We start from the raw sequence: 20,819 nt of genomic DNA, 5'->3' as shown, positions 1-20,819 counted from the left end.
ACCGTATCTTATGGTACAAAAACAGTACCATTTGAATCATGGCCGAGGGCGGCAATGAATGCCATTATCCCGATTCCGCTAAGAAAGACTGATATTCACGGCAAACAGGGCCGAGAGAGCCTGTCCAAAATGGTGGTAAAACTGTTCGAGCTTTGGGGGCTCAACACCGGCGATCAAGCGGCCTTGCTCGGGCTTTCCAGCGACTCACGTTCAACCGTGGCACGTTATAAAAAGGGCAGTCCGCTTGCTGATAATGCCGACCTCATCGGGCGCGCGGGGCATCTGCTGGGTATACACAAGTCCCTGCGCATTCTGTTTCCGCATAATCGTGATCTGGCATACCGCTGGGTCGTCACCCCTAACCGCAGGTTTGATGGCCAAACGCCGCTTTCCATCATGACCAAGGGCTATGAGGGGCTGCTCGCCGTGCGTAGGTATCTTGATTTTGAGCGTGGCCGCTAGTGTATGGTGAGCTGATTTCCGCAGCCGTGGATTTCCACCGGCACCTCATCAGAAATATTAAAGGCATCCGCGAATCCCAGGCGATTTTTGATGACCTCGCCGAGAGCGATGCAGATATGCGTGTGGCGATTGCCGTCGAATCGGCGGACGCTATCGAAAGCCATGCGCCACTGATCACCCGGCCGTTCGATTACGGTACGGTAATAACCTATCCCTTCCTGAAACACAACTGGCAGCAGACACGCTTTAGTAACGGCACCCGCTACGGCGTATGGTACGGCTCGCTGGATGTGGAAACCACAGTTTACGAGTCGTCATACCATTGGTATCGCTTTGTCATGGACAGTTATGCTCAGGAAAATACCGTCATCATAGCGGAGCGGCGGGTTTTTAACGTGCAGTGCGATGCCATCCTGATCGACTTGCGTGGCAAGGAGAAAAATTACCCGCAACTTGTCGCCACATATGATTACGTTTACACGCAACAACTGGGTGCCTATCTCCAGCAGAAAAACCAGAATGGCCTGCTAGTCAAATCCGCCCGTTGTGATGTAGTGAATGGTACGATTTTTACACCGGAAGTTTTATCCCATCCATCTGATGTTTGTTATCTTACCTATACAATGAATCCGGTAGTGGCTGAGATTATGATCGAAAGGCAGCGTGGTATGCCGTGGTTTACGATTACACTGTAGCAATTCCCTCCGGCTTAATGGCGACGCCATCCTAAACAACATGATCCATATCACGCGCACCATCGCCATCGACGAAAGCGAAATCGAAGAACACTTTATCCGCGCATCCGGGCCAGGCGGGCAGAATGTCAACAAGGTCGCCACAGCGGTGCAGCTGCGTTTCGATGCCGCGCACTCTCCTGCGTTGAGCGATGACATCCGCGCACGCCTGAAGAAGCTGGCCGGAAGGCGCATGACCGCAGAGGGCGTGATTATCATTGACGCCCAGCGCTTCCGTTCGCAATTACAGAATCGCCAGGATGCGCTGGAGCGATTGGTGGCGCTGATTCAGAAGGCCACCGAAAAACCTATACTCCGCAAAAAAACCAAACCAACGCTCGCCTCAAAAAAACGCCGCCTGGAGGGTAAGCGCCGCCGCGGTGAGGCTAAGCGTAACCGAGGGGGTGTTTCTGATGAGTGAGACTTTGATTCTGTGTGATCATTATCAGATGATGTTGCGCGCGTCCAAAATGACCAGAAATTTTTTCTCGTGATTTTCGCGGAAAAACTGTCTTCGCTAAATAAAAAAGAAGGGGTGCTTGCGCACCCCTTTTAAGGTGGGAGGTTTAATACATTTGTGTCACACAAGGAGGGGGAGTGTGACACGTTTAACATGATGCACAAGCTATGCCATTAGAGCCGTTGGTTGTGCGCAAGAGATGCGTTGAATCTGTTTTGTATGTTCAATATATTGATTTTAAATGAAGATGTGTACTATTTTTGGTGGTTTTCGGTTCGGTAGAGGTGAGTGTGTCTTGTCTTTAGGTGCTTGGTGAAGTGAATCGCCGCCGGAATTTGGACGTTTTTTGCACGGTTTCAAAGCAAAACAGTTGTCATGCGTCAAGGAAGTGTTCATGGCCCGGTTCCGCATGATGTGGTCGCCATCGGTGCAGAGAGAATTGCCGGTTGGTGTTGCCTGTCACATGGCTGTAACATATTTCAATTGTAATAACTGCCTGAAGGGATGTTGAATAGAGCCCATTGGATGTTTCAGGGGGGCTGTGTGTGACGGCTTTTCGGCCTTTAGACATGGCAGGCAGCGACTGGTGGAATACAGGTGGCGTAAATATTACATATGGCAGACACAATTCTGGTAGTTGAAGACGAGTCGGCAATTCGCGAGATGGTGGTTTTTGCGCTGGAGCGTGCCGGATTTTTGATCGTGGCGGCGGAGGACGCCGTGCGGGCGCAGGCAATGATTGCAGAAAATACGCCAGATCTTGTGCTGCTGGATTGGATGTTGCCGGGATTAAGCGGTGTTGATTTTGCGCGGCGGCTCAAAAAAGAGGAAGCTACCCGCCAGATTCCGGTGATTATGCTCACTGCTCGCAGTGAGGAGATGGATAAGGTAAAGGGGTTCGAGGTCGGTGCGGATGATTATGTCACCAAACCTTTTTCTCCCCGTGAGCTGGTGGCGCGCATCAAGGCGGTATTGCGCCGGGCCGCGCCCGAAGTAAGCGATAAACCGCTTGAGATTGGCGGATTATGGCTGGATCCGGGCAGCCATCGCGTTACGGTGGGGGGCGGGGCTGTCGAGTTGGGGCCGACGGAATTCCGCATGCTACACTTTTTTATGAGCCACCCCGAGCGGGTTTACAGCCGTAGTCAGTTGCTCGATAAGGTGTGGGGCAACGATGTCTATATCGAAGAGCGTACGGTGGATGTTCATATCCGGCGTTTGCGTAAGGCGCTGATGACGGATGGTCATGACAGATTGATTCAGACGGTGCGAGGCACGGGCTATCGTTTTTCTGCGCGGACGTAACCGCCTCATATGCCGCATTTCGCTAATAAATTCGGAATACCCGTTTTCTCCGTGTAAACTTCTTTCCCTCTGTTTTCCCAGCCATGGGGCAGTCTATACGGTAATTTTCTAAAGGGCCTGATTTTTGTCTGATTCCTGGATAAGCGAAGTACGGTGGGTCGCGGGCCTAATGCTTGTTATGCTGGTTCTTGGCCTGCTCACCGACCACGAGGCGTTGTTCTTGCTGTTTGGTGTGCTTGGCTATCTGGGCTGGCATTTGTTCAATCTGATGCGTCTGTTGCGCTGGTTCCAGGAAGGTAAACGCTTTCATCCTCCCGAGGTAAACGGTGTCTGGGAAGAGGTGTTTTACAACATCTATCGCCTGCAACAACGTAACCGTTTGCGTAGGCGCAGAATCGTAAGGATGCTCAATCGCTTTCAGGAAGCCACGGCAGTCATGCCCGACGCTACAGCGGTATTGGGCGCTCAGGGTGAAATCGAGTGGTGGAATAACGCGGCGGAGGAGTTATTCGGGTTGCGCGCGCCGTTGGACAGGGGCCGGCGCATCGTGAACCTGGTGCGGCACCCGGTCTTCACGGAGTTTTTTGCGGTAGGTGATTATGCGATGACAGTGCAGTTTCCCTCGCCGGTCAACGAGCAGGTGATGCTGGCGGTGCGTGTTGTACCCTACGGCAAAGATCATCTGCTGCTGGTGGGGCGCGACATTACGCCGATTTATCGGCTGGAGCAGGTGCGGCGTGATTTTATTGCCAATGTGTCTCATGAGCTTCGTACACCGCTGACAGTGATCGGCGGGTTTCTTGAGACCATGAGCGAGGATGAAGATGAGTGGGCGCGGCGCTGGGGACGGTCGTTGCATCTGATGCGGCAGCAAACCTCACGCATGCAGCACCTTGTCGAAGATTTGTTGTTGCTGTCGCGCCTGGAAATGGAGCGGGGACTTCATTCCCGGGATGTGGTGGTTGTGCCGGGTGTATTGGCGGGGATATGCGAGGAGGCAGTGGCACTGAGTGGTGATCGGCGGCATGCGATCCATCTTGAAGCTGACCCGCGCGTGCGGTTGCAGGGCAATGATGAAGAGCTGCGTAGCGCCTTTTCCAATCTTGTTTTCAACGCGGTGCAATACACGCCGCCGGGCGGGAATATTTATATCCGCTGGTACGCCGACACGGCGGGTGCGCATCTTGAGGTGCGCGATACTGGGGTTGGCATTGCCGCAGATCACATTCCCCGGCTCACGGAGCGTTTTTATCGCATCGATGCGGCCCGTTCGCGCGAGAGTGGCGGCACAGGCTTGGGGCTGGCTATCGTCAAGCACGCACTGAACCGCCATGACGCCCAGTTGAGCATTGAAAGCGAGCTGGGCAAGGGAAGCACATTTACATGTCATTTTCCACCGCATCTGATTGCGCGCGTCACAAATGAGTAATGTAAAGCATGGTTTTTTGTGTGCTTGTCATATAAATGTCATATTTACCTGAGATAGTATCTGCATACCCAATGACTCACCCCTGACGGAGGTTTTTCCCCTTATGAGCACAACGAAGATGATGAAGAGTATGGTTTTCGTGGCGGGCGCGCTGGGTGCGATATCCCTTTCCGCCAATGCAGCCGAGGCCGTGATCAAGATTGATGGTTCCAGCACCGTTTTCCCCATCACTGAGGCGGTCGCCGAAGAATTTCAGGGTATGAAGAAGGGCAAGGTGAATGTCACGGTCGGCATCTCCGGTACCGGCGGTGGTTTCAAGAAGTTTTGCCGTGGCGAGACGGATATTTCTGACGCATCACGCCCTATCGCGCCCAAGGAAATGGAGGCCTGCCGCCAGGCGGGTATCTCGTATGTTGAGCTGCCGGTGGCGTATGATGCCCTGACGATAGTGGTCAATCCCAAGAACGATTGGGTGAAGAGCCTGTCCGTGGCGGATCTCAAGAAGATGTGGGAACCTGCCGCGCAGGGTACTGTCACCAAATGGAATCAGGTGCGTGCCGAATGGCCTGATGCACCATTGAAACTGTTTGGTCCTGGCTCTGATTCCGGTACGTTTGACTACTTTACCGAGGCTACCGTCGGCAAGGCCAAGTCCAGTCGCGGTGACTTCACGGCGAGCGAGGATGACAATGTTCTGGTGCAGGGCGTATCAAGCGACAAGAACGGACTGGCATATTTCGGGTTTGCCTACTACACGGAAAATGCCAAGAAGCTGAAGGCAGTGCCTATCGATGGTGGCAAGGGTCCGGTGTTGCCCTCCGAGAAGGCCGTGATTGACGGCACTTATCAACCATTGTCCCGACCTATCTTTATCTACGTTAGCTCCAAGTCCATGGACAAGCCAGAGGTTAAGGAGTTTGTGGAGTTTTACCTGAAAAATGCCGGGAAGCTGTCCAAAGAAGTGGGGTATATTACGCTGCCTGCCAAGGCCTATGCCATGGCGGAGGCGCACTTCAAAAACCGCAAGTTAGGTACGGTTTTTGGCGGTGACACCGAAGTTGGGTTGAAAGTGGAAGATCTGTTGGCGCGCGAAGCCAAGCAATAATTTTTTGATGAGCAGCGTAACGAAGAGGGGTGCCGAGCAGGGCGCCCCTCTTTTTTATTTCCTGTCATCTGATTGTCATAATTCTGTCATAATATGCCCCTTCCCTTGACTCCCATTGATAGCCAAATAACAGATCGACATCCGTGACTCCTGACGCATCCCGGTTCGCCCATCGACGTTTGCGCCATCTGCGCGAACGTTTTATCGAATTCCTGCTGTTTCTCGCCGCGTTCTCTTCGGTGGCCATTACGGTTGCCATTGTGGTGATCCTGGTGCGCGAGTCGCTGGGTTTTTTTGAGCATGTCTCCCTCGTGGACTTCCTCACGGACACCCAATGGACGCCGCTTTTCGATGACGCCCACTATGGAATTATGCCGCTCGTTTCAGGTACCCTGGTCACCGCCACAGTGGCGCTGTCGGTGGCCATACCGCTGGGCACCATCATTGCCATCTATTTGAGTGAGTTCGCGCCGCACCGCCTCCGTGAAATTATCAAGCCCGTCCTCGAATTGCTGGATGGCATTCCCACAGTGGTCTACGGTTTTTTCGCGCTGCTGTTTGTCACGCCGCTGCTGCAATATTTCTTCCCCGATCTGCCGGGTTTTAACATGCTCAGCGCGGGGCTGGTGATGGGTGTGATGATCATTCCCTATGTCAGCTCAATCAGCGAGGACGCCATGCGCGCCGTGCCCATGCACATCCGCGAAGGCTCCTATGCAATGGGCGCCACGCGCTTTCAGACGGCCTTGCGGGTGGTGACTCCCGCTGCTTTCTCGGGTATTGCCGCCGCCTACATCCTGGGGATTTCCCGTGCCATCGGCGAGACCATGGTGGTGGCAATAGCTGCTGGTATGCAGCCCAATCTCACCTGGAACCCGATGGAGCCGGCGGCGACCATCACCACCTACATCGTGCAGGTGAGCCTCGGCGATCTTCCCCATGGCAGCCTCGGCTACCAGACGATCTTTGCCGCCGGTCTTGTGCTGCTGCTAATGACCCTCTTTTTTAATATAGCCGGCCATCTCTTGCGCAAACGCTTCCGGGAGGTTTACTAATGGCGCCAGATAAAGGTGTTCAGGTAATGCGGGCCATGATTGCCCGCCGCAAGCGTTGGGATGTCATTTTTGCGATAGTGGGCCTGTTTTCGATGCTGGGCGGGGTGGTAACCCTGGCCGCATTGATTGGCAGTATGGCGATGGAGGGCGTGCCGCGTCTTTCGTGGGATTTTTTTACTTCGTTCCCATCGCGCCACGCGGATAAGGCAGGCATTCTGTCGGCCTGGGTCGGCACCACGCTCGTCATGCTGGTGACGGCACTCACTGCCGTGCCGTTGGGGATTGCCGCCGGTGTATATCTTGAAGAATACGCCGCCAAGAACTGGATAACCGATCTCATCGAGATCAATGTCACCAATCTGGCCGGCGTGCCATCGATTATCTATGGCCTGCTTGCGCTGGGGTTGTTTGTTTATCAGCTCGATCTTGGCCAAAGCATCGTGGCGGCGGGGCTGACCCTGGCCATCCTGATCTTGCCGGTAGTGATTGTGGCGACCAGGGAATCGATCCGCGCCATTCCCGGCACCATCCGTGAAGGAGCATTTGCTCTGGGCGCCACCAAATGGCAAACCGTGTCGCAACATGTGGTGCCGTATTCCATGGCGGGCATACTCACCGGCGTGATCATTGGCCTGTCGCGCGCTATCGGCGAAACCGCCCCCATCATCACCATCGGCGCGCTGACATATATCGCCTTTCTACCCGACTCGCCCATCAAGAGCGAATTTCCCTATGTCTCCTTCGAATGGCTGTCGTCCGCCTTTACCGTGATGCCCATCCAGATGTTTAACTGGGTATCCCGGCCGCAGGAAGCGTTTCATGTTAATGCTGCCGCTGCCGGTCTGGTGCTGATCGTCATGACCCTGTTGATGAACGCATTGGCGATATTCATCCGTTATCATTTCCGTAAACGCATCAAGTGGTAGGAGCATAGATTTTATGCCGCAAACAGCAATGGACACCCTCAAGGCCGAGGTTAAAGACCTCAATTTCTATTACGGAAATTATCAGGCGCTCAAGAGCATCAACCTGCCGGTTGCCGACAAGCAGATTACCGCGTTGATTGGCCCCTCGGGATGTGGAAAATCCACCTTTCTGCGGTGTTTCAACCGCATGCACGATCTGTATCCCGGTAACCGCTATGAAGGCGAGATCGGGCTATACCCCGATGGGGTCAATATCCTCAACCCAAAGATCGACCCCATCGAAGTGCGCATGCGGATCGGCATGGTGTTTCAGAAGCCCAATCCATTCCCTAAATCCATCTATGAAAACGTGGCCTACGGGCTGCGGGTGCGTGGGGTCAGCAAGCGCAGGATACTGGATGAGAAAGTTGAGCAGGCGCTACGTGGCGCGGCATTGTGGAACGAGGTCAAGGATCGCCTGAATAATCTGGCCTTCAACCTCTCCGGCGGTCAGCAGCAGCGCTTGTGTATCGCTCGCGCGCTGGCGACGGATCCGGAAATCATACTGTTTGACGAACCCACTTCGGCGCTCGATCCTATTGCCACCGCCAGCATCGAAGAGTTGATTGCCGAACTGAAAGAACAAGTCACCATTCTCATTGTCACACACAATATGCAGCAGGCGGCGCGCGTTTCGAGCTATACCGCCTTTATGCACCTAGGTGAGGTGGTGGAGTTCGGTGAGACGGGCGGCATCTTTACCAACCCCAGCAAAAAACAGACAGAAGACTACATCACCGGACGCTACGGCTGACCGGCTACTGGAGAAACACTATGGAACCCTTGGATACGCATATTTCCCGCCAGTACAACGTCGAGCTGGAGAACATCCGCTCGCTCGTGCTGCAAATGGGCGGCCTGGTTGAGCAGCAGATCGAGCAGGCGATTAGCGCCCTGGTGCAGGGTAATGTGCCCTTGGCTGAGGCGATTATTGTTGCCGATTACAAGGTCAATAAATTTGAGGTGAGCATCGACGAGGAGTGCAATCAGATCATCGCCCGCCGTCAGCCCGCTGCAGGGGATCTGCGACTGGTGCTGGCGGTGATCAAGACCATCACCGATCTGGAGCGCATCGGCGACGAGGCGGAAAAGATTGCGCGCATGGCGGTGCGGCTGGCCGGCGAAGAGCGCCCGAAAAACAATTATATGGAGATTCATGCGCTGGGTACGCATGTGCGCCTGATGGTGCATGACGCGCTGGATGCCTATGCCCGCATGGATACCGATGCGGCGGTGCGCGTGGCGCAGGAAGATCTCAAGATCGACCAGGAATATGAAGGCGTGATGCGCCAGATGATCACCTTCATGATGGAAGACCCGCGCACCATCACTCGCGTACTCAACGTCATCTGGGCGGCGCGCGCACTCGAACGCATCGGCGATCATGCGCGCAACATTTGTGAATATGTCATTTATCTGGTCAAGGGCAAGGATGTGCGCCACATCAGTCTGGAGCAGATGGAGAAGGAAGTTCGGGAAGGGAATTAACCCAAACCGCCCAGTTAAATAACTGGGCGGTTTCAATGACCAAGTGCAAAAAGCGCAGCGTGATGCTGCCTGAAATCGAAAGAGTCTGGTGTAAACAACTCGGCTGGGCATTTGAAGCCCAGTGACTTGCGTGGTCGGGTATTGAGTTGCCAGGCAATCGCATCCAGCTCCTCCTGCGTGAAACCACTCAAGTCACTCCCCTTGGGCAGGTACTGCCGCAACAGACCATTGGTATTCTCGTTGATGCCGCGCTGCCAGGGGCTGTGTGGATCGGCAAAATATACTTTCACCCCTGTGGTTTCTGTCAGCCGTTGGTGTGCCGCCATTTCCCTGCCTTGATCGTACGTCAACGAGAGGCGCTTTTGCGCATCAATGCGGTTGAGCACATGACTGAAGTCGGTCAACGTCGCCTCAGCCGTCGCATTGTAAGCGGCCAGCCGTCCCACCTGTAGTTTTCCGCGAAGCCCGTGCACTCTTGCTGCTTTTTCGGAGGGACTCCAGATGGCGAAGAGGCATGGGCAGGAATTCTGGCGAGAGCATCTTGAAGCCTGGCGTCGAAGTGATCTGACGCAGAGTGAATACTGTGCGAACCAAGGGTTGGGTGAGAAGGCGTTTTATCGCTGGCGGCGCAAGGAGAGGGAAGCCGTTGCATCGGCAAAGTCATCCCTCACCTTGGTGCCGGTCAGCGTGGGTGCACCGGTAACGGGGAACGTCGTACGGCTCCACAGTCCGGGCGGCTGGAGAATCGAGTTGCCGGCGGACGGGGCTCCATGGCTGGCCGACCTGTTGCGGCAACTGCCATGATCCCGGCACCGACCCAAGTCTGGCTGGTGGTCGAACCGATCGACATGCGTGCCGGCATCGATGGCCTCTCCCAGCGGGTACAAAACACGCTCGGCCGGTCCCCTTGCGACGGCACGGCCTACGCCTTCCGCAACCGACGCCAGAACCGCCTCAAGCTCCTGATCTGGGATGGCACCGGCGTCTGGCTCTGCCAGCGTCGCCTGCATCGTGGTCACTTTATCTGGCCGACATCGGACGCCACCACCTTCGCCCTCACGCCAGCACAATGGGACTGGCTGACCGCCGGTGTCGACTGGCAAAGACTCTCGGCGCCACCGCCGTCACAGTGGCAAGTGTGAGCGCGTTATTTTAGTGAATAAACAGCCTAAAACCCTTGCCGTTACTGGCTTGCGGAGCATGCCAGTGGTAAAATACAGGCATGGATTTAGCCGCCGAACTCGCCCAATTCAAGCCCGATCCCGCCTTGGCGGAATGGATAGGCAAGCTGCTCGAAAGAACCCAAAAAGATGCGCTCAAAATCCAAGCCCTGACCTTCGAGCTCGCCTACTACAAGCGCATTCGCTTTGCCAACAAGAGTGAACAGTTCTCCTTGGAGCAGCGCGAGCTGTTCGAGGAAAGCTGGAATACCGACACCAGCGCGCTGGAAGCCGAAGTGGAACAGCTGGCATCTACCCGGCAACCCAAGCGCGAACGCGCCGGTCGCCAGCCGTTGCCGGATCATCTCCCGCGCATCGAGCACCGGCATGAGCCGGAATCGTGCACCTGCGGCCAGTGCGGCAAGGATCTGGTCAAGATCGGCGAAGACATCAGCGAGCAACTGGATGTCGAGCCCGCCCGCTTCTTCGTGCATCGCCACATTCGTCCGCAGTATGCTTGCCGTGCTTGTGAGACCGTCAGTGCGGCGCCGATTCCGCCGGCGGTCATCGACGGCGGCATGGCGGCGCCGGGCTTGCTCACCTGGGTGATGGTCAGCAAATTCATGGATCACCTGCCTCTCTACCGGCTGGAGCAGATCGCGGCCCGCAGTGGGGTTACCCTGTCACGCTCCACCTTGGCCGAATGGGTAGGTCGCATTGGCGTGGCACTCCAGCCGCTGGCCGACCGGCTGGCCGAGAGACTCCGCCAGCGCACCGTCTTGCACGCCGACGAGACCCCAGTGCAGCAACTCGACCCCGGACGGGGAAAAACGCTACGCGCCTTCCTCTGGGCCTACCGAAGTTGCGATCTCGAACAGGGAGACCCCCTCGTCCTCTTCGACTACCAGACCGACCGGCGCGGCAAACATGCCAGGAACTTCCTGCAAGGCTGGAAGGGTGCCCTTATGGTCGATGATTATGCCGGCTACAAAGGCCTGTTCGCCCACGCCGTGGTGGAACTGGCGTGCCTGGCCCATGCGCGGCGGAAATTCTACGATCTGCATGCCGCCCATCAGAGTCCGATCGCGGCCGAGGCATTGAAGCGCATTGCCGGGCTCTATGCCATCGAAGATCAGGGCAGGACCCTGGGCATCGAGGATCGCCAGGCATTACGCCAGCAACACGCCAAGCCGAAGCTGGACGAATTCCATGCCTGGCTCCAGCGCACACGGCTCACCACCGCCACGGGTAGCGGCACCGCCAAGGCCATCGATTACAGCCTCAAACGCTGGGATGCAATCAAGCGCTACCTCGGGGATGGCCGTTACCCCATCGATAACAACCCGGTGGAAAATGCTATCCGTCCTATTGCGCTTGGTAAAAAGAATTGGCTGTTCACCGGCAGTGAACGCGCGGGCCGCCGCGCCGCCGCCATCCAGAGCCTGTTCGCAACGGCGAAACTCAACGGCATCGAGCCGGCTGCCTGGCTGAAGGATACGCTGGAGAAACTGCCGACCTGGCCTAACAGCCGCATTGATGAGTTGTTGCCGTTGCGGTCTGTACAGGCATCAGGCTGAACTGTACAGGTGGAGCGGCTGGACGCTTACGTCGCATTTTCCATTTTTGCCAGTACCGTGAACAGCGTGGTCCGTTCCACCAGCGTACCGACAGATGAGCGATTATGCGCGCCCTTGATGAAGTCACCCTCCCAGTGGCCCGGGATCAACCGCTCTTCAATCTCAGGCGGACGGTCATGAATGCTGACCATGTCAGGGATCCGTCCGCGCCGGTCTTCGCCACGCGCACGGGGACGGCGCTTGGCATGGCCGAAACGCAACCAGCCAATCACTACCGTGCGCAGTTCGCCACGCGGCATGGCGTAGATGGCGGTGTAGATGGTCTCATGGGAAACCTGCAAGGTAGGGGTATCTGGATGCACAAGCGCCAGTGTGCCAGCAATCTGCTCCGGTGAGTAGCCTGCTTTCAGGTGGCGCATGACTGAATCCCACAGCGTGGTTCCCAGTCGCAGGCGACCCTCAACACGCGGCTTGATCGTGCAGCCATGCGCACGTTTGTGGGCTGCCTCGGCACGATAGCCTCCCGCCACAGCCGGTCGTCCAGGGCCGCGAGGCGTTTTCGGGCGGCTCCAGCCATTGCGCCGAAGTTCACGTGAGACGGTAGAGGCTGACCGGGTTATGGACTTGGCAATTGCGGCAGGTTTGACCCCCATCTCCAGTTGCGTTTGTATCATTGCCCGCTCTTCAATACTCAATTGATCGTAGTTTTTTCCCATGCAACATTATCCCCTAAAAATGTTGCACTTGGTTTTTGAGCGCGCCCTGATATTACGCACGTCCAGCGACATTGCCACCATTACGGCGGGAAGATGTGGTCCACAAAAAAACACGAAAGGCACGAACAAGCTTCGCAGCACAATCCGTTCGTGCCGCTCTTTCGGATAGCAAGCGAAGTTGCCCGACAAATCCAAGCGTATTCTTCAAGCGCATTCTTGCGCCAAGATTTCCCCCCTATTTTTCGTGTTTTTCGTGGACGGTGGGTGCGTAACATCACTTAAATAAAAAATTTTTAGAGCAAAAAAAGGGGCGCTGAATACCTTCAGCGCCCCGATGTTTTAGCAGCCGTTGGCTGGATTACAGCCCACGCTCCCGCATGATGCTCAATCCCTTGAGCAGATTCAATGCTTCGGATAACTGATAGTCACTGCTGGTCAGTTTGTCAGTTTCTTTCTTGGTATCTTTCTTCTTCATGTCTTTGGTGTCGGCGGGCGCGGTGGGCTCCGCCGGTTTTGTGCCGGAGTCATCGCCTGTCTTGCGGTTGCCGTTTTGCAGGTGACCGGATAGGTCGGCTTCCTTGACAGGTTCCAGGATGGGTTTTTCACCCGCTGATACCTTGACATTTTCAAGGGCAATGTCTGGTGTAATGCCTTCGGCCTGGATAGAGCGCCCGGAAGGTGTGTAGTAACGCGCCGTTGTCAGCTTTAGCGCCGCGTTATTGTCAATCGGCACCACGGTTTGCACGGAGCCTTTGCCAAAGCTCTTGGTGCCCATTAGGATGGCGCGTTTTTGATCTTGCAGTGCGCCAGCCACGATTTCAGAGGCCGAGGCGGAACCACCATTAATGAGAACCACCAGCGGTGCGCCCTTGAGGATGTCGCCGGGGGTGGCCTGGAACTTCTGGTGGGAATCCTTGAGCCGTCCATCGGTGTAGACGATCAGCCCCTTTTCCAGGAAGGCATCCGAGACCGCCACCGAGGCGTTAAGCACGCCGCCAGGGTTGTTGCGCAGATCCAGCACCAACCCCTTGAGCTTGTCACCGTTTTCCTGCTTGAGTTTGGTGATGAATTGATTCAGGTTGTCGCCAGTGTTGGACTGGAACTGGGAAATGCGTATATAGCCAAAGCCAGGCTCCAAGGTGCGGCCCTTGACGCTGCTGACCTTGATCACTGCGCGCTTTAATGTGAATTTCAGTGGCTTTTCCTGGCCTTCACGGGCTACGGTGAGTGTAATGTCCGTGCCAGGTTTGCCACGCATACGGTTAACAGCTTCGCCCAGGGTGAGCCCTTTTACTGGGGTGTCGTCGATGCGGATAATCAGGTCGCCCGCCTGGATGCCTGCCTGCTGGGCAGGGGTGTCGTCGATGGGGGAGATGACTTTGATAAAGCCGTCTTCCATGCCGACCTCAATTCCCAGTCCGCCAAATTCGCCCGTCGTGCTGACCTGCAAGTCCTTGAATGCATCAGCATCCAGATAAGCGGAGTGTGGATCCAGTCCGGTCAACATGCCACGGATGGCATTCTGCAACAGGGTTTTGTCGTCTACCGGTTCGACATAATCAGTTTTGATTTTGTTCAGCACTTCGGTGAATGTGCGCAGCTCATCGAGCGGCAGGGAGGCTGTCACGGGTTTTTCGCGTTCCGCGAAGACGCTATGTCCTACGCTGATGCTGATCCCCATCACTAATCCCAGGGTTAAAATTAAGAAATTACGGGTATTAAACTTCATGAATTGCTCCAAAATGGCGTGTCGATGTCCGTCGGTTTCTCATATCCCAACAGCATACAAGTTGCGAGTGTCAAGATGCAAATAAACTCTTTGTAAATCCTACCTGCACCACTGGGCAGGGTTGATAGGCGCGCCGCCGCGCCGGATTTCAAAGTACAGGCCAGGGTTCATCTGTCCGCCGCTGTCGCCCACGCTGGCGATCACGTCCCCGCCATTCACCCAGTCGCCGGTGTTTTTACGCAGGTTCTGGTTTTGCCCATACAGGCTCATGTAGCCATCGCCATGGTCAATGATCAACAGCAGGCCGAAACCGCGCATCCAGTCAGAAAATACCACCCGGCCCTTGGATATGGCCCGCACTTCCTGGCCTTCCGCAGCGGCAATCAACACACCCTGCCACTTTGATGTGCCCAGCTTGCGGGAAGTTCCGTAATGAGCAGCAATAGGGCCGTGCGCAGGCCAGGGGAGCTTGCCCCGGAGGCTGGCGAAGACCGATTTATCATCAATGATGGGTTCTGGTGCGTCAGGCGGTGGCGTGAGAGGCTTGCCCGGAGCGTTGGGTTTGTCCGGCTGAGATGGCCTTTGCGGTTTGTCTGGTTTGGCACGTTTTGCGGCATTTGCCCGCCGTTGCTCCGCTGCACGCTGCTGTGCTTCTTGCAGCCTTTTTAATAGCTGGTTCAATTGCTGTTCGTCTTCCAGCAGGCGCTGCAACTGTTGCTCCTTGCTCTGAATGTCCGCACCGAGTTTGCTGAGCACGCTGCTGCGCTGCTGGCGGCTTTCTTCCAGGCGTCTTTTTTCCTGTTCGGTCTTGGTTTGTGCTTGCGCCACTTGTTCAGTCTTGGTCTGGATGGATTGCTCCAGGTTTTCCAGCTCTTGGAGGCTGACGGTGACATTTTCAATATGCGTCACCCGTGTGCGATTGAAATAGTTGTAGTAAACAAGACTACGCCCCATGGCGGCAGGGTCTTGCTGGTTCAGGAGGATTTTCAAAAGCTCCTGGTGGCCCATGGCGTAACTGGCGCGCACCTGCTGGGCGAGGGCTAGTCGCTGTGCTGCGAGATTTGCCTGTTGCTGTTGTTGACGTAAGCGCAACTGCTGGAGGTCACTGGTATGGTGTTGGAGTTCCTGTTGCAACATTTTCAGCGAACGACTGACCTTGCCGGTCTCCATTTCGGTGACCCGTAACTGTGAACGCAACGCCGCCTGCTCACCGCGCGCCGAATCCAGCGTGGAGCGCAGGTTTTGGATCTCGCCGCGTAGTTTTTTGAGTTCGGTGGTCTTGGCTTTTGGACCGGCACTGCTGTGTTTTTTGGTGGGTTCGGCGGGTGAATTTGCCGCTACCGCGTGTTCGCCGCCCGCCCCTGCGGCGAGCAGCAATGCCAGCGTGACGCGAATCTTCAAATCAATTTCATCAGCGTCGTGCCGCTCATTTCAGTGGGTTTGTTGATGTCCATCAGGTACAACATGGTGGGCGCCACGTCTGCCAGACTGCCACGGGAGGCGGCCACTGCCGAGCGGTGGCTGACATAGACGAACGGCACCGGGTTGCTGGTGTGTGCGGTGTGCGCCTGGCCTGTGCTCTTGTCGGACATCTGCTCCGCATTGCCGTGATCGGCAGTAATCAGCATCTCGCCGCCCGCTTTCTTGATGGCGTCGTACAGCCGCCCCAAGCAGGCGTCTATCGCCTCGATGGCCTGAACGGCGGCGTCCATGCGGCCACTGTGCCCCACCATGTCTGGGTTGGCGTAGTTGCAGATAACCACATCATACTTTCCGCTTTCAATGGCTTCGATCAGCTTGTCCGTGACTTGCGATGCGTTCATTTCCGGTTGCAGATCGTAGGTTGCCACTTGAGGCGAGGGGACAAGGATACGGTCTTCTCCGGGAAAGGGTTTTTCCTCCCCGCCGTTAAAGAAAAATGTCACATGGGCATATTTTTCGGTTTCTGCGATACGCAGTTGATGCAGGCCGAGCCTGGAAATATAGGCGCCGAACACGTTTTCCAGCCGCTCTGCAGGGAAGGCCACCGGAATGGCGAAGTCCTTTTTGTATTCGGTGAGGCTGACCATCGCGCCCAGGCGTGGGGTGGCATCGCGCTCGAAGCCATTGAAATCCGGCTCGATAAAGGCCTGCATGAGTTGGCGTACCCGGTCAGCGCGGTAGTTCATGAAAATTACGCTGTCGCCATCTTCAATGGACACGGATTTTTCACCGGCGGGGACAATGGCTGTTGCCAGCGCGAACTCGTCGGTTTCGCCGCGCGCATAGGCCATTTCCAGCGCGGCGGCGGCATCTGGCGCCTGGTAGGAAGCTTTGCCTTGGGTGATAAGGTCATATGCGGCCTGGACACGAGGCCAGCGCTTGTCGCGGTCCATCGCGTAATAGCGTCCGATAACGGACGCAAAACGGCCACGCCCAACTTGGGTGAATACATTTTCCATGGCGGCGATGGAGGCAGCTGCGCTTTTCGGCGGGGTATCGCGCCCGTCGAGAAAGGCATGCAAGTAAACGCGTTGTGCGCCGCGCTCCACGGCGAGCTTGATCATGGCATAAATATGTTCTTCATGGCTGTGGACGCCGCCAGGAGAGAGCAGGCCAAGGATATGCACGGCTTTGTTGGCGGCAACCGCATCATCAACCGCGCGGGTCAGGGTCTGGTTGCTGAAGAACATGCCGCTTTTTATGGCGCGGTCGATGCGGGTCAGTTCCTGATAGACCACTCTTCCCGCACCAAGATTGAGATGGCCCACCTCGGAGTTGCCCATCTGGTCGGCGGGCAGGCCGACCGCCGTGCCCGAGCCATGTATCAGGGTGTGGGGGTAAGTGTTCCATAAATGATCCCACACCGGTTTGCGCGCGCCGAGGATAGCGTTACCTTCGGTTTTTTCACTGTAACCCCAGCCATCAAGGATAATCAGGGCCAAGGGACGGTTTTTGATGGATGGCATGGAGATATCTTCACTTAAAAGCAATGTAAGGGAGGTTTTGTCTGTTGCTTATTCAACGGACTATCATTGTATAATGTTTCGCTTGTAAAGGCACATGTTGGAGTCTGCTTTAGGGGGCTGGGTTTGCACATCTTGGCGGGCGCTATGGGCAATGTAGATAACGGGCAGCTTATCCTTCATGAAGAGGATATCGAGCAGGCATCGCGTTCACTTAAGGCGATATCCCATCCCTTGCGCCTGAAAATACTCTGCACACTGGGCGACCGGGAAATCAGCGTTCAGGATCTGGTGGAGGCGGTAGGCACATCCCAAAGCAATATCTCCCAGCACCTGGCCATTATGCGCGACAAGGGAATACTCGTGTCACGCAAGGACGCCAACCGGGTTTTTTACCGGGTTGGGGACGTCCGCACCCTGCGTCTGGTAAGCATGATGCGCGAGGTGTTTTGCGATCATCAGCCTAAAAAGAAGCGCTATTGACCTTAATTAAATAGCTGCTTTACCCTCTAATTATTTTTTGCAGGTCTCATGGAAAAGCTCGGTAGTTTTATTCTTGATCACTGGATATTGTCGTTTGCCCTGGTGTTTGTCTCAATACTGTTGGTGAGCGAGACGTTAAAACGCAGGATGCTGGGATTCAAGGAGGTGAGTCCCTCCGACGCGATTCGCCACATCAACAAGGATGATGCTGTTGTGCTGGATGTGCGCGAGGATAAGGAATACGCGGAAGGGCACATTGCCGATGCGCTGCATATCCCCGTAGGCGTTATCGATAAGCGTTTGCAAGAGCTGGAGTCCTACAAGTCCAAGCCTGTCATCGTCTATTGCCGCAGCGGCGACCGCGCAGCACGCGCCAGCGCTATTCTGCGCAAACAGGGATTTGAATCGGTTTACAAGCTTAATGGCGGGATATTGGCGTGGAAAGCCGCAAATCTCCCTGTCAGTAAAAAATAGTTTCGGCTCATTATTGATTCAGATTAAGGAAATATATCCATGTCAGACAACTCCGAAAGCCAGCAGCAGCCCACCCAGGGGCGTTTTATCATCCAGAAGATCTACGTTAAGGATCTGTCCTTCGAAACACCTAATTCCCCCCATATCTTCATGGAAAAATGGGAGCCCGAGGTGGGTTTGCAGATCGCCAATAATGGTGTTGTGCTGGGCGAGAACGTGCATGAAATAGTTTTGTCTCTCACAGTGACCGCCAAGCTGGGCGACAAGGTGGCTTATCTCGCCGAGGTGCAGCAGGCGGGTATCTTCAACGCCGAGGGTTTCAGTGATCACGACCTGGCCGGGATTGTCGGCAGCTACTGCCCGAACATACTGTTTCCCTTTGCGCGCGAGGTTGTTTCGGATCTCGTGACCAAAGGCGGTTTTCCCCAGTTGCTCTTGGCGCCTGTCAATTTTGACGCTCTGTACGCGCAGCATTTGCAGCAGCAGGGACAAGCTGGGCAGCCGCAGGTTGCGCACTAAGAACCTATTCACGATCTCGCTGAAGGGCGCATTGCGGCGTTAAAATCGAACTCAAAATGCTCACATACTTCATGTATGCTCCGCTTTTTCGTTCGATTTTGCCTTGCACTGCATCCCTTGATCGAGATCGTGAACAGGTTCTAAGCCACAACATTGGCGCTCAGCAGCGCGCTGGCCGCATACCTGGCAACGAACCTAAAAACGGCAGTTGACCGCTACCCTGGACGGCTAGCAATATGTTTTTAATAAGTTTCATCATCTCCTGCGGGTTCATCTGTTTGGTGAGGCCGCTACAGAGCGGATTGCACGGTTTTCAGTGCGCATGGCAGCGTTGCAACTCCTTGGGATGGAACAACCATTCCGCGTCGTTGCGCCTCATTGCGCCCTGCACCCCGAAAACCGCACATTCCACCCCGTCCAACTGCCGTTTTTAGGATGAATAAAGAAACCACAGCTCCTCCCATCGTTGTGCTGGGCGCCGGCTCCTGGGGCACGGCGCTTGCTATTTTGCTTGCGCGCAATGGCCAGCCTGTCTGGTTGTGGGGGCGTGACGCGCGGCACGTGGCGGAGCTGTCCGCCGCTCGCCGCAATGCACGTTTTCTGCCTGATGTTCCTTTCCCGGATTCCTTGAGTCTCACCAGCGATTTGCCGCATGTTCTCGCGGTGGCGCGGGACATTCTAATAGCCGTGCCGAGCGAAGGGTTTCGCGCCACGCTGGAGTTGGTTGGCCCTCATATTGGATCGGACACGCGCCTGGTCTGGGCTACTAAAGGGTTGGAGCCGGGCACTGGCCGGCTGTTGCACCAGGTGGTGGCTGAAGTGCTGGGCCGTGCCATTCCAACCGCAGTGATTTCCGGCCCTACCTTTGCCCATGAGGTTGCAAAGGGATTCCCTACTGCGGTTACGGTGGCCTCCACCTCCGGGGAATTCGCCGCGCATCTGGTGGCAAGGCTGCACAGCAGTACCTTCCGCGCCTATACGTCTAGCGATGTGATCGGTGTCGAAGTGGGCGGGGCGGTGAAGAATGTGCTGGCGATTGCGGCGGGCATTGCCGATGGCTTGGGTTTCGGCGCCAATACGCGTGCGGCGCTCATCACCCGTGGCCTGGCTGAGATGATGCGTTTGGGCGGTGCGTTGGGAGCCCAGCGTGAGACACTGATGGGGTTGGCCGGTTTGGGTGACCTCGTGCTGACCTGTACCGACAATCAATCGCGTAACCGCCGCCTGGGTCTGGCCCTGGCGCAGGGGCAGACGCTGAGCGATGCGTTGGCCGCTATCGGTCAGGCGGTTGAGGGTGTACAGTCCGCGCGTGAAGTGTTGCACGTCGCCCAGGCGCTGGATATCGAAATGCCTATTACCGAGCAGGTTTATCAGGTACTGTACGCTGGGCGCATGCCGCGCGACGCGGTGACCGCGCTGCTCAACCGTGATCAGAAGGCGGAACGATGAAAGCCATGATCCTCGCCGCGGGCCGTGGCGAGCGCATGCGCCCGTTGACGGATCATACTCCCAAACCGCTGTTAATCGCCGGTGGGCGGCGTCTCATCGAGTACCACATTGCTGCGCTGGTAAACGCGGGCATTACTGAAATCGTTATCAATCACGCCCATCTCGGTGCGCAGATCGAGGCGATACTGGGCGATGGCAGCCGCTATGGTGCGCGGATTTTTTATTCCTCAGAAGGCGAGTCCGGGCTGGAGACGGCCGGCGGGATTTTCAAAGCCCTGCCGCTGCTCGGCAATGCGCCCTTTATGGTGATCAATGGGGATATCTGGACAGATTACCCCTTGTTGCAACTTCCAAAAGAACCCAAGGGCCAGGTGCATCTGGTACTTATCGACAATCCCGCGCATCACCCGGCGGGTGACTTTGTGCTGCGCGGAGGACTGGTCTCAACTCCTGCTGCGGGCGACAAGACGCTCACATTCAGTGGTATTGGCGTGTATCGCCCGGAATTGTTCGAGGGGTGTGCCCCCGGCAAATTCCCACTCGCCCCTCTACTGCGCAAGGCGATGGAGACGAGCGATGTGACGGGCGAACATTACACGGGGCGCTGGGTGGATGTGGGCACGCCGCAGCGTCTGCGCGAGCTGGATGAGGCGTTGAGCTAGGATTTTGATGTGGCCGTCCTATGTCCAATGCCGTTGGGTCTCGGCAACCGCTCCATGCGTTGCTCTCCCTCCTGCATCCATGCTGTCGCAGCGAAATGGCCC

The 20,819-nt window shown here is 56.1% G+C and carries 22 protein-coding genes and 1 pseudogene; 18 read left to right on the top strand and 5 right to left on the bottom strand.

Annotated features, from left to right (window positions below; translation table 11 throughout):
* Window positions 1-54: 54 nt before the first annotated feature.
* The 10 genes from M3A44_13080 to phoU all read left to right on the top strand — a co-directional run bounded on the left by M3A44_13080 (window position 55) and on the right by phoU (window position 9,003).
* Window positions 55-462 (top strand): MbcA/ParS/Xre antitoxin family protein, encoded by a 408-nt coding sequence (locus tag M3A44_13080; protein ID MEQ6342543.1) that lies wholly within the window; start codon window positions 55-57, stop codon window positions 460-462.
* Complete coding sequence (locus tag M3A44_13075; protein MEQ6342542.1) at window positions 462-1,157, top strand: RES family NAD+ phosphorylase; 696 nt, start codon at window positions 462-464, stop codon at window positions 1,155-1,157. Before M3A44_13080 ends, M3A44_13075 begins: the two co-directional genes overlap by 1 nt.
* Window positions 1,158-1,197: 40 nt before the next feature.
* A complete protein-coding gene (arfB, locus tag M3A44_13070; GenBank protein MEQ6342541.1) occupies window positions 1,198-1,617 on the top strand; it encodes an aminoacyl-tRNA hydrolase in 420 nt (139 codons plus the stop codon).
* Between the two features lie 654 nt (window positions 1,618-2,271).
* The gene (phoB, locus tag M3A44_13065; protein ID MEQ6342540.1) at window positions 2,272-2,961 is read left to right on the top strand and encodes a phosphate regulon transcriptional regulator PhoB; all 690 of its coding nucleotides are present in this window, start codon (window positions 2,272-2,274) and stop codon (window positions 2,959-2,961) included.
* A 169-nt stretch (window positions 2,962-3,130) separates the two neighbouring features.
* Window positions 3,131-4,390: a phosphate regulon sensor histidine kinase PhoR gene (gene phoR / locus M3A44_13060; GenBank protein MEQ6342539.1), complete on the top strand. Its 1,260-nt coding sequence runs from the start codon at window positions 3,131-3,133 to the stop codon at window positions 4,388-4,390.
* 103 nt (window positions 4,391-4,493) lie between these two features.
* Window positions 4,494-5,495: a PstS family phosphate ABC transporter substrate-binding protein gene (locus M3A44_13055; protein ID MEQ6342538.1), complete on the top strand. Its 1,002-nt coding sequence runs from the start codon at window positions 4,494-4,496 to the stop codon at window positions 5,493-5,495.
* A 143-nt stretch (window positions 5,496-5,638) separates the two neighbouring features.
* Window positions 5,639-6,550: a phosphate ABC transporter permease subunit PstC gene (gene pstC / locus M3A44_13050; GenBank protein ID MEQ6342537.1), complete on the top strand. Its 912-nt coding sequence runs from the start codon at window positions 5,639-5,641 to the stop codon at window positions 6,548-6,550.
* Window positions 6,550-7,476 (top strand): phosphate ABC transporter permease PstA, encoded by a 927-nt coding sequence (pstA, locus tag M3A44_13045; GenBank protein ID MEQ6342536.1) that lies wholly within the window; start codon window positions 6,550-6,552, stop codon window positions 7,474-7,476. The genes pstC and pstA overlap by 1 nt, the downstream gene beginning before the upstream one ends.
* Window positions 7,477-7,489: 13 nt before the next feature.
* Window positions 7,490-8,269 carry a phosphate ABC transporter ATP-binding protein PstB gene (gene pstB, locus M3A44_13040; GenBank protein ID MEQ6342535.1) on the top strand — a complete coding sequence of 260 codons (780 nt, stop codon included), beginning with the start codon at window positions 7,490-7,492 and terminating at the stop codon, window positions 8,267-8,269.
* A gap of 20 nt (window positions 8,270-8,289) precedes the next feature.
* Complete coding sequence (phoU, locus tag M3A44_13035; protein ID MEQ6342534.1) at window positions 8,290-9,003, top strand: phosphate signaling complex protein PhoU; 714 nt, start codon at window positions 8,290-8,292, stop codon at window positions 9,001-9,003.
* Between the two features lie 32 nt (window positions 9,004-9,035).
* On the opposite strand, the pseudogene M3A44_13030 reads toward phoU, so the two are convergent.
* Window positions 9,036-9,428 (bottom strand): annotated as a pseudogene (locus tag M3A44_13030) (IS30 family transposase).
* Between the two features lie 76 nt (window positions 9,429-9,504).
* Here M3A44_13030 and M3A44_13025 point away from each other — a divergent pair.
* From M3A44_13025 to M3A44_13015, 3 genes are all read left to right on the top strand, one after another.
* Window positions 9,505-9,807, top strand: coding sequence for an IS66 family insertion sequence element accessory protein TnpB (locus M3A44_13025; protein MEQ6342533.1), 303 nt, complete (start codon window positions 9,505-9,507; stop codon window positions 9,805-9,807).
* Window positions 9,774-10,145: an IS66 family insertion sequence element accessory protein TnpB gene (gene tnpB, locus M3A44_13020; protein MEQ6342532.1), complete on the top strand. Its 372-nt coding sequence runs from the start codon at window positions 9,774-9,776 to the stop codon at window positions 10,143-10,145. Before M3A44_13025 ends, tnpB begins: the two co-directional genes overlap by 34 nt.
* Before the next feature lie 80 nt (window positions 10,146-10,225).
* Window positions 10,226-11,740, top strand: a complete 1,515-nt coding sequence (locus M3A44_13015) for an IS66 family transposase (protein MEQ6342531.1) — start codon at window positions 10,226-10,228, stop codon at window positions 11,738-11,740.
* A gap of 26 nt (window positions 11,741-11,766) precedes the next feature.
* Here the strand turns inward: M3A44_13015 and M3A44_13010 are convergent, their stop codons facing one another.
* The 4 genes from M3A44_13010 to gpmI all read right to left on the bottom strand — a co-directional run bounded on the left by M3A44_13010 (window position 11,767) and on the right by gpmI (window position 17,133).
* Window positions 11,767-12,456, bottom strand: coding sequence for an IS30 family transposase (locus M3A44_13010; GenBank protein ID MEQ6342530.1), 690 nt, complete (start codon window positions 12,454-12,456; stop codon window positions 11,767-11,769).
* 358 nt (window positions 12,457-12,814) lie between these two features.
* On the bottom strand, window positions 12,815-14,137 hold the full coding sequence (locus M3A44_13005) for a S41 family peptidase (GenBank protein ID MEQ6342529.1): 1,323 nt from the start codon (window positions 14,135-14,137) through the stop codon (window positions 12,815-12,817).
* Between the two features lie 147 nt (window positions 14,138-14,284).
* A complete protein-coding gene (locus M3A44_13000; GenBank protein ID MEQ6342528.1) occupies window positions 14,285-15,586 on the bottom strand; it encodes a peptidoglycan DD-metalloendopeptidase family protein in 1,302 nt (433 codons plus the stop codon).
* Window positions 15,583-17,133 carry a 2,3-bisphosphoglycerate-independent phosphoglycerate mutase gene (gpmI, locus tag M3A44_12995; protein ID MEQ6342527.1) on the bottom strand — a complete coding sequence of 517 codons (1,551 nt, stop codon included), beginning with the start codon at window positions 17,131-17,133 and terminating at the stop codon, window positions 15,583-15,585. Before gpmI ends, M3A44_13000 begins: the two co-directional genes overlap by 4 nt.
* 144 nt (window positions 17,134-17,277) lie before the next feature.
* Between gpmI and M3A44_12990 the strand changes: the two genes are divergently transcribed.
* The 5 genes from M3A44_12990 to M3A44_12970 all read left to right on the top strand — a co-directional run bounded on the left by M3A44_12990 (window position 17,278) and on the right by M3A44_12970 (window position 20,717).
* Window positions 17,278-17,613 carry a metalloregulator ArsR/SmtB family transcription factor gene (locus M3A44_12990; protein ID MEQ6342526.1) on the top strand — a complete coding sequence of 112 codons (336 nt, stop codon included), beginning with the start codon at window positions 17,278-17,280 and terminating at the stop codon, window positions 17,611-17,613.
* A 48-nt stretch (window positions 17,614-17,661) separates the two neighbouring features.
* Complete coding sequence (locus M3A44_12985) at window positions 17,662-18,087, top strand: rhodanese-like domain-containing protein (protein MEQ6342525.1); 426 nt, start codon at window positions 17,662-17,664, stop codon at window positions 18,085-18,087.
* A gap of 39 nt (window positions 18,088-18,126) precedes the next feature.
* Window positions 18,127-18,606: a protein-export chaperone SecB gene (secB, locus tag M3A44_12980; protein MEQ6342524.1), complete on the top strand. Its 480-nt coding sequence runs from the start codon at window positions 18,127-18,129 to the stop codon at window positions 18,604-18,606.
* Window positions 18,607-19,041: 435 nt separating this feature from the next.
* Window positions 19,042-20,055, top strand: coding sequence for an NAD(P)H-dependent glycerol-3-phosphate dehydrogenase (gpsA, locus tag M3A44_12975; protein MEQ6342523.1), 1,014 nt, complete (start codon window positions 19,042-19,044; stop codon window positions 20,053-20,055).
* Complete coding sequence (locus tag M3A44_12970) at window positions 20,052-20,717, top strand: nucleotidyltransferase family protein (protein ID MEQ6342522.1); 666 nt, start codon at window positions 20,052-20,054, stop codon at window positions 20,715-20,717. The genes gpsA and M3A44_12970 overlap by 4 nt, the downstream gene beginning before the upstream one ends.
* The last annotated feature ends 102 nt before the right edge of the window (window positions 20,718-20,819 follow it).

The sequence above is a fragment of the Gammaproteobacteria bacterium genome (assembly GCA_040183005.1).
Classification (GTDB): domain Bacteria; phylum Pseudomonadota; class Gammaproteobacteria.
The sequence above is the reverse complement of the archived record's forward strand: the minus strand, read 5'-3'. Positions and strand labels throughout refer to the sequence as shown.

Coding starts and splice junctions, on each gene's coding strand:
- M3A44_13080 (MEQ6342543.1), top strand. CDS start 55: ATGAATGCCATTATCCCGATTCCGCTAAGAAAGACTGATATTCACGGC.
- arfB (MEQ6342541.1), top strand. CDS start 1,198: ATGATCCATATCACGCGCACCATCGCCATCGACGAAAGCGAAATCGAA.
- phoB (MEQ6342540.1), top strand. CDS start 2,272: ATGGCAGACACAATTCTGGTAGTTGAAGACGAGTCGGCAATTCGCGAG.
- phoR (MEQ6342539.1), top strand. CDS start 3,131: ATGCTTGTTATGCTGGTTCTTGGCCTGCTCACCGACCACGAGGCGTTG.
- M3A44_13055 (MEQ6342538.1), top strand. CDS start 4,494: ATGAGCACAACGAAGATGATGAAGAGTATGGTTTTCGTGGCGGGCGCG.
- pstA (MEQ6342536.1), top strand. CDS start 6,550: ATGGCGCCAGATAAAGGTGTTCAGGTAATGCGGGCCATGATTGCCCGC.
- pstB (MEQ6342535.1), top strand. CDS start 7,490: ATGCCGCAAACAGCAATGGACACCCTCAAGGCCGAGGTTAAAGACCTC.
- phoU (MEQ6342534.1), top strand. CDS start 8,290: ATGGAACCCTTGGATACGCATATTTCCCGCCAGTACAACGTCGAGCTG.
- M3A44_13025 (MEQ6342533.1), top strand. CDS start 9,505: ATGGCGAAGAGGCATGGGCAGGAATTCTGGCGAGAGCATCTTGAAGCC.
- tnpB (MEQ6342532.1), top strand. CDS start 9,774: ATGGCTGGCCGACCTGTTGCGGCAACTGCCATGATCCCGGCACCGACC.
- M3A44_13015 (MEQ6342531.1), top strand. CDS start 10,226: ATGGATTTAGCCGCCGAACTCGCCCAATTCAAGCCCGATCCCGCCTTG.
- M3A44_13010 (MEQ6342530.1), bottom strand. CDS start 12,456: ATGGGAAAAAACTACGATCAATTGAGTATTGAAGAGCGGGCAATGATA.
- M3A44_13005 (MEQ6342529.1), bottom strand. CDS start 14,137: ATGGGGATCAGCATCAGCGTAGGACATAGCGTCTTCGCGGAACGCGAA.
- gpmI (MEQ6342527.1), bottom strand. CDS start 17,133: ATGCCATCCATCAAAAACCGTCCCTTGGCCCTGATTATCCTTGATGGC.
- M3A44_12990 (MEQ6342526.1), top strand. CDS start 17,278: ATGGGCAATGTAGATAACGGGCAGCTTATCCTTCATGAAGAGGATATC.
- M3A44_12985 (MEQ6342525.1), top strand. CDS start 17,662: ATGGAAAAGCTCGGTAGTTTTATTCTTGATCACTGGATATTGTCGTTT.
- secB (MEQ6342524.1), top strand. CDS start 18,127: ATGTCAGACAACTCCGAAAGCCAGCAGCAGCCCACCCAGGGGCGTTTT.
- gpsA (MEQ6342523.1), top strand. CDS start 19,042: ATGAATAAAGAAACCACAGCTCCTCCCATCGTTGTGCTGGGCGCCGGC.
- M3A44_12970 (MEQ6342522.1), top strand. CDS start 20,052: ATGAAAGCCATGATCCTCGCCGCGGGCCGTGGCGAGCGCATGCGCCCG.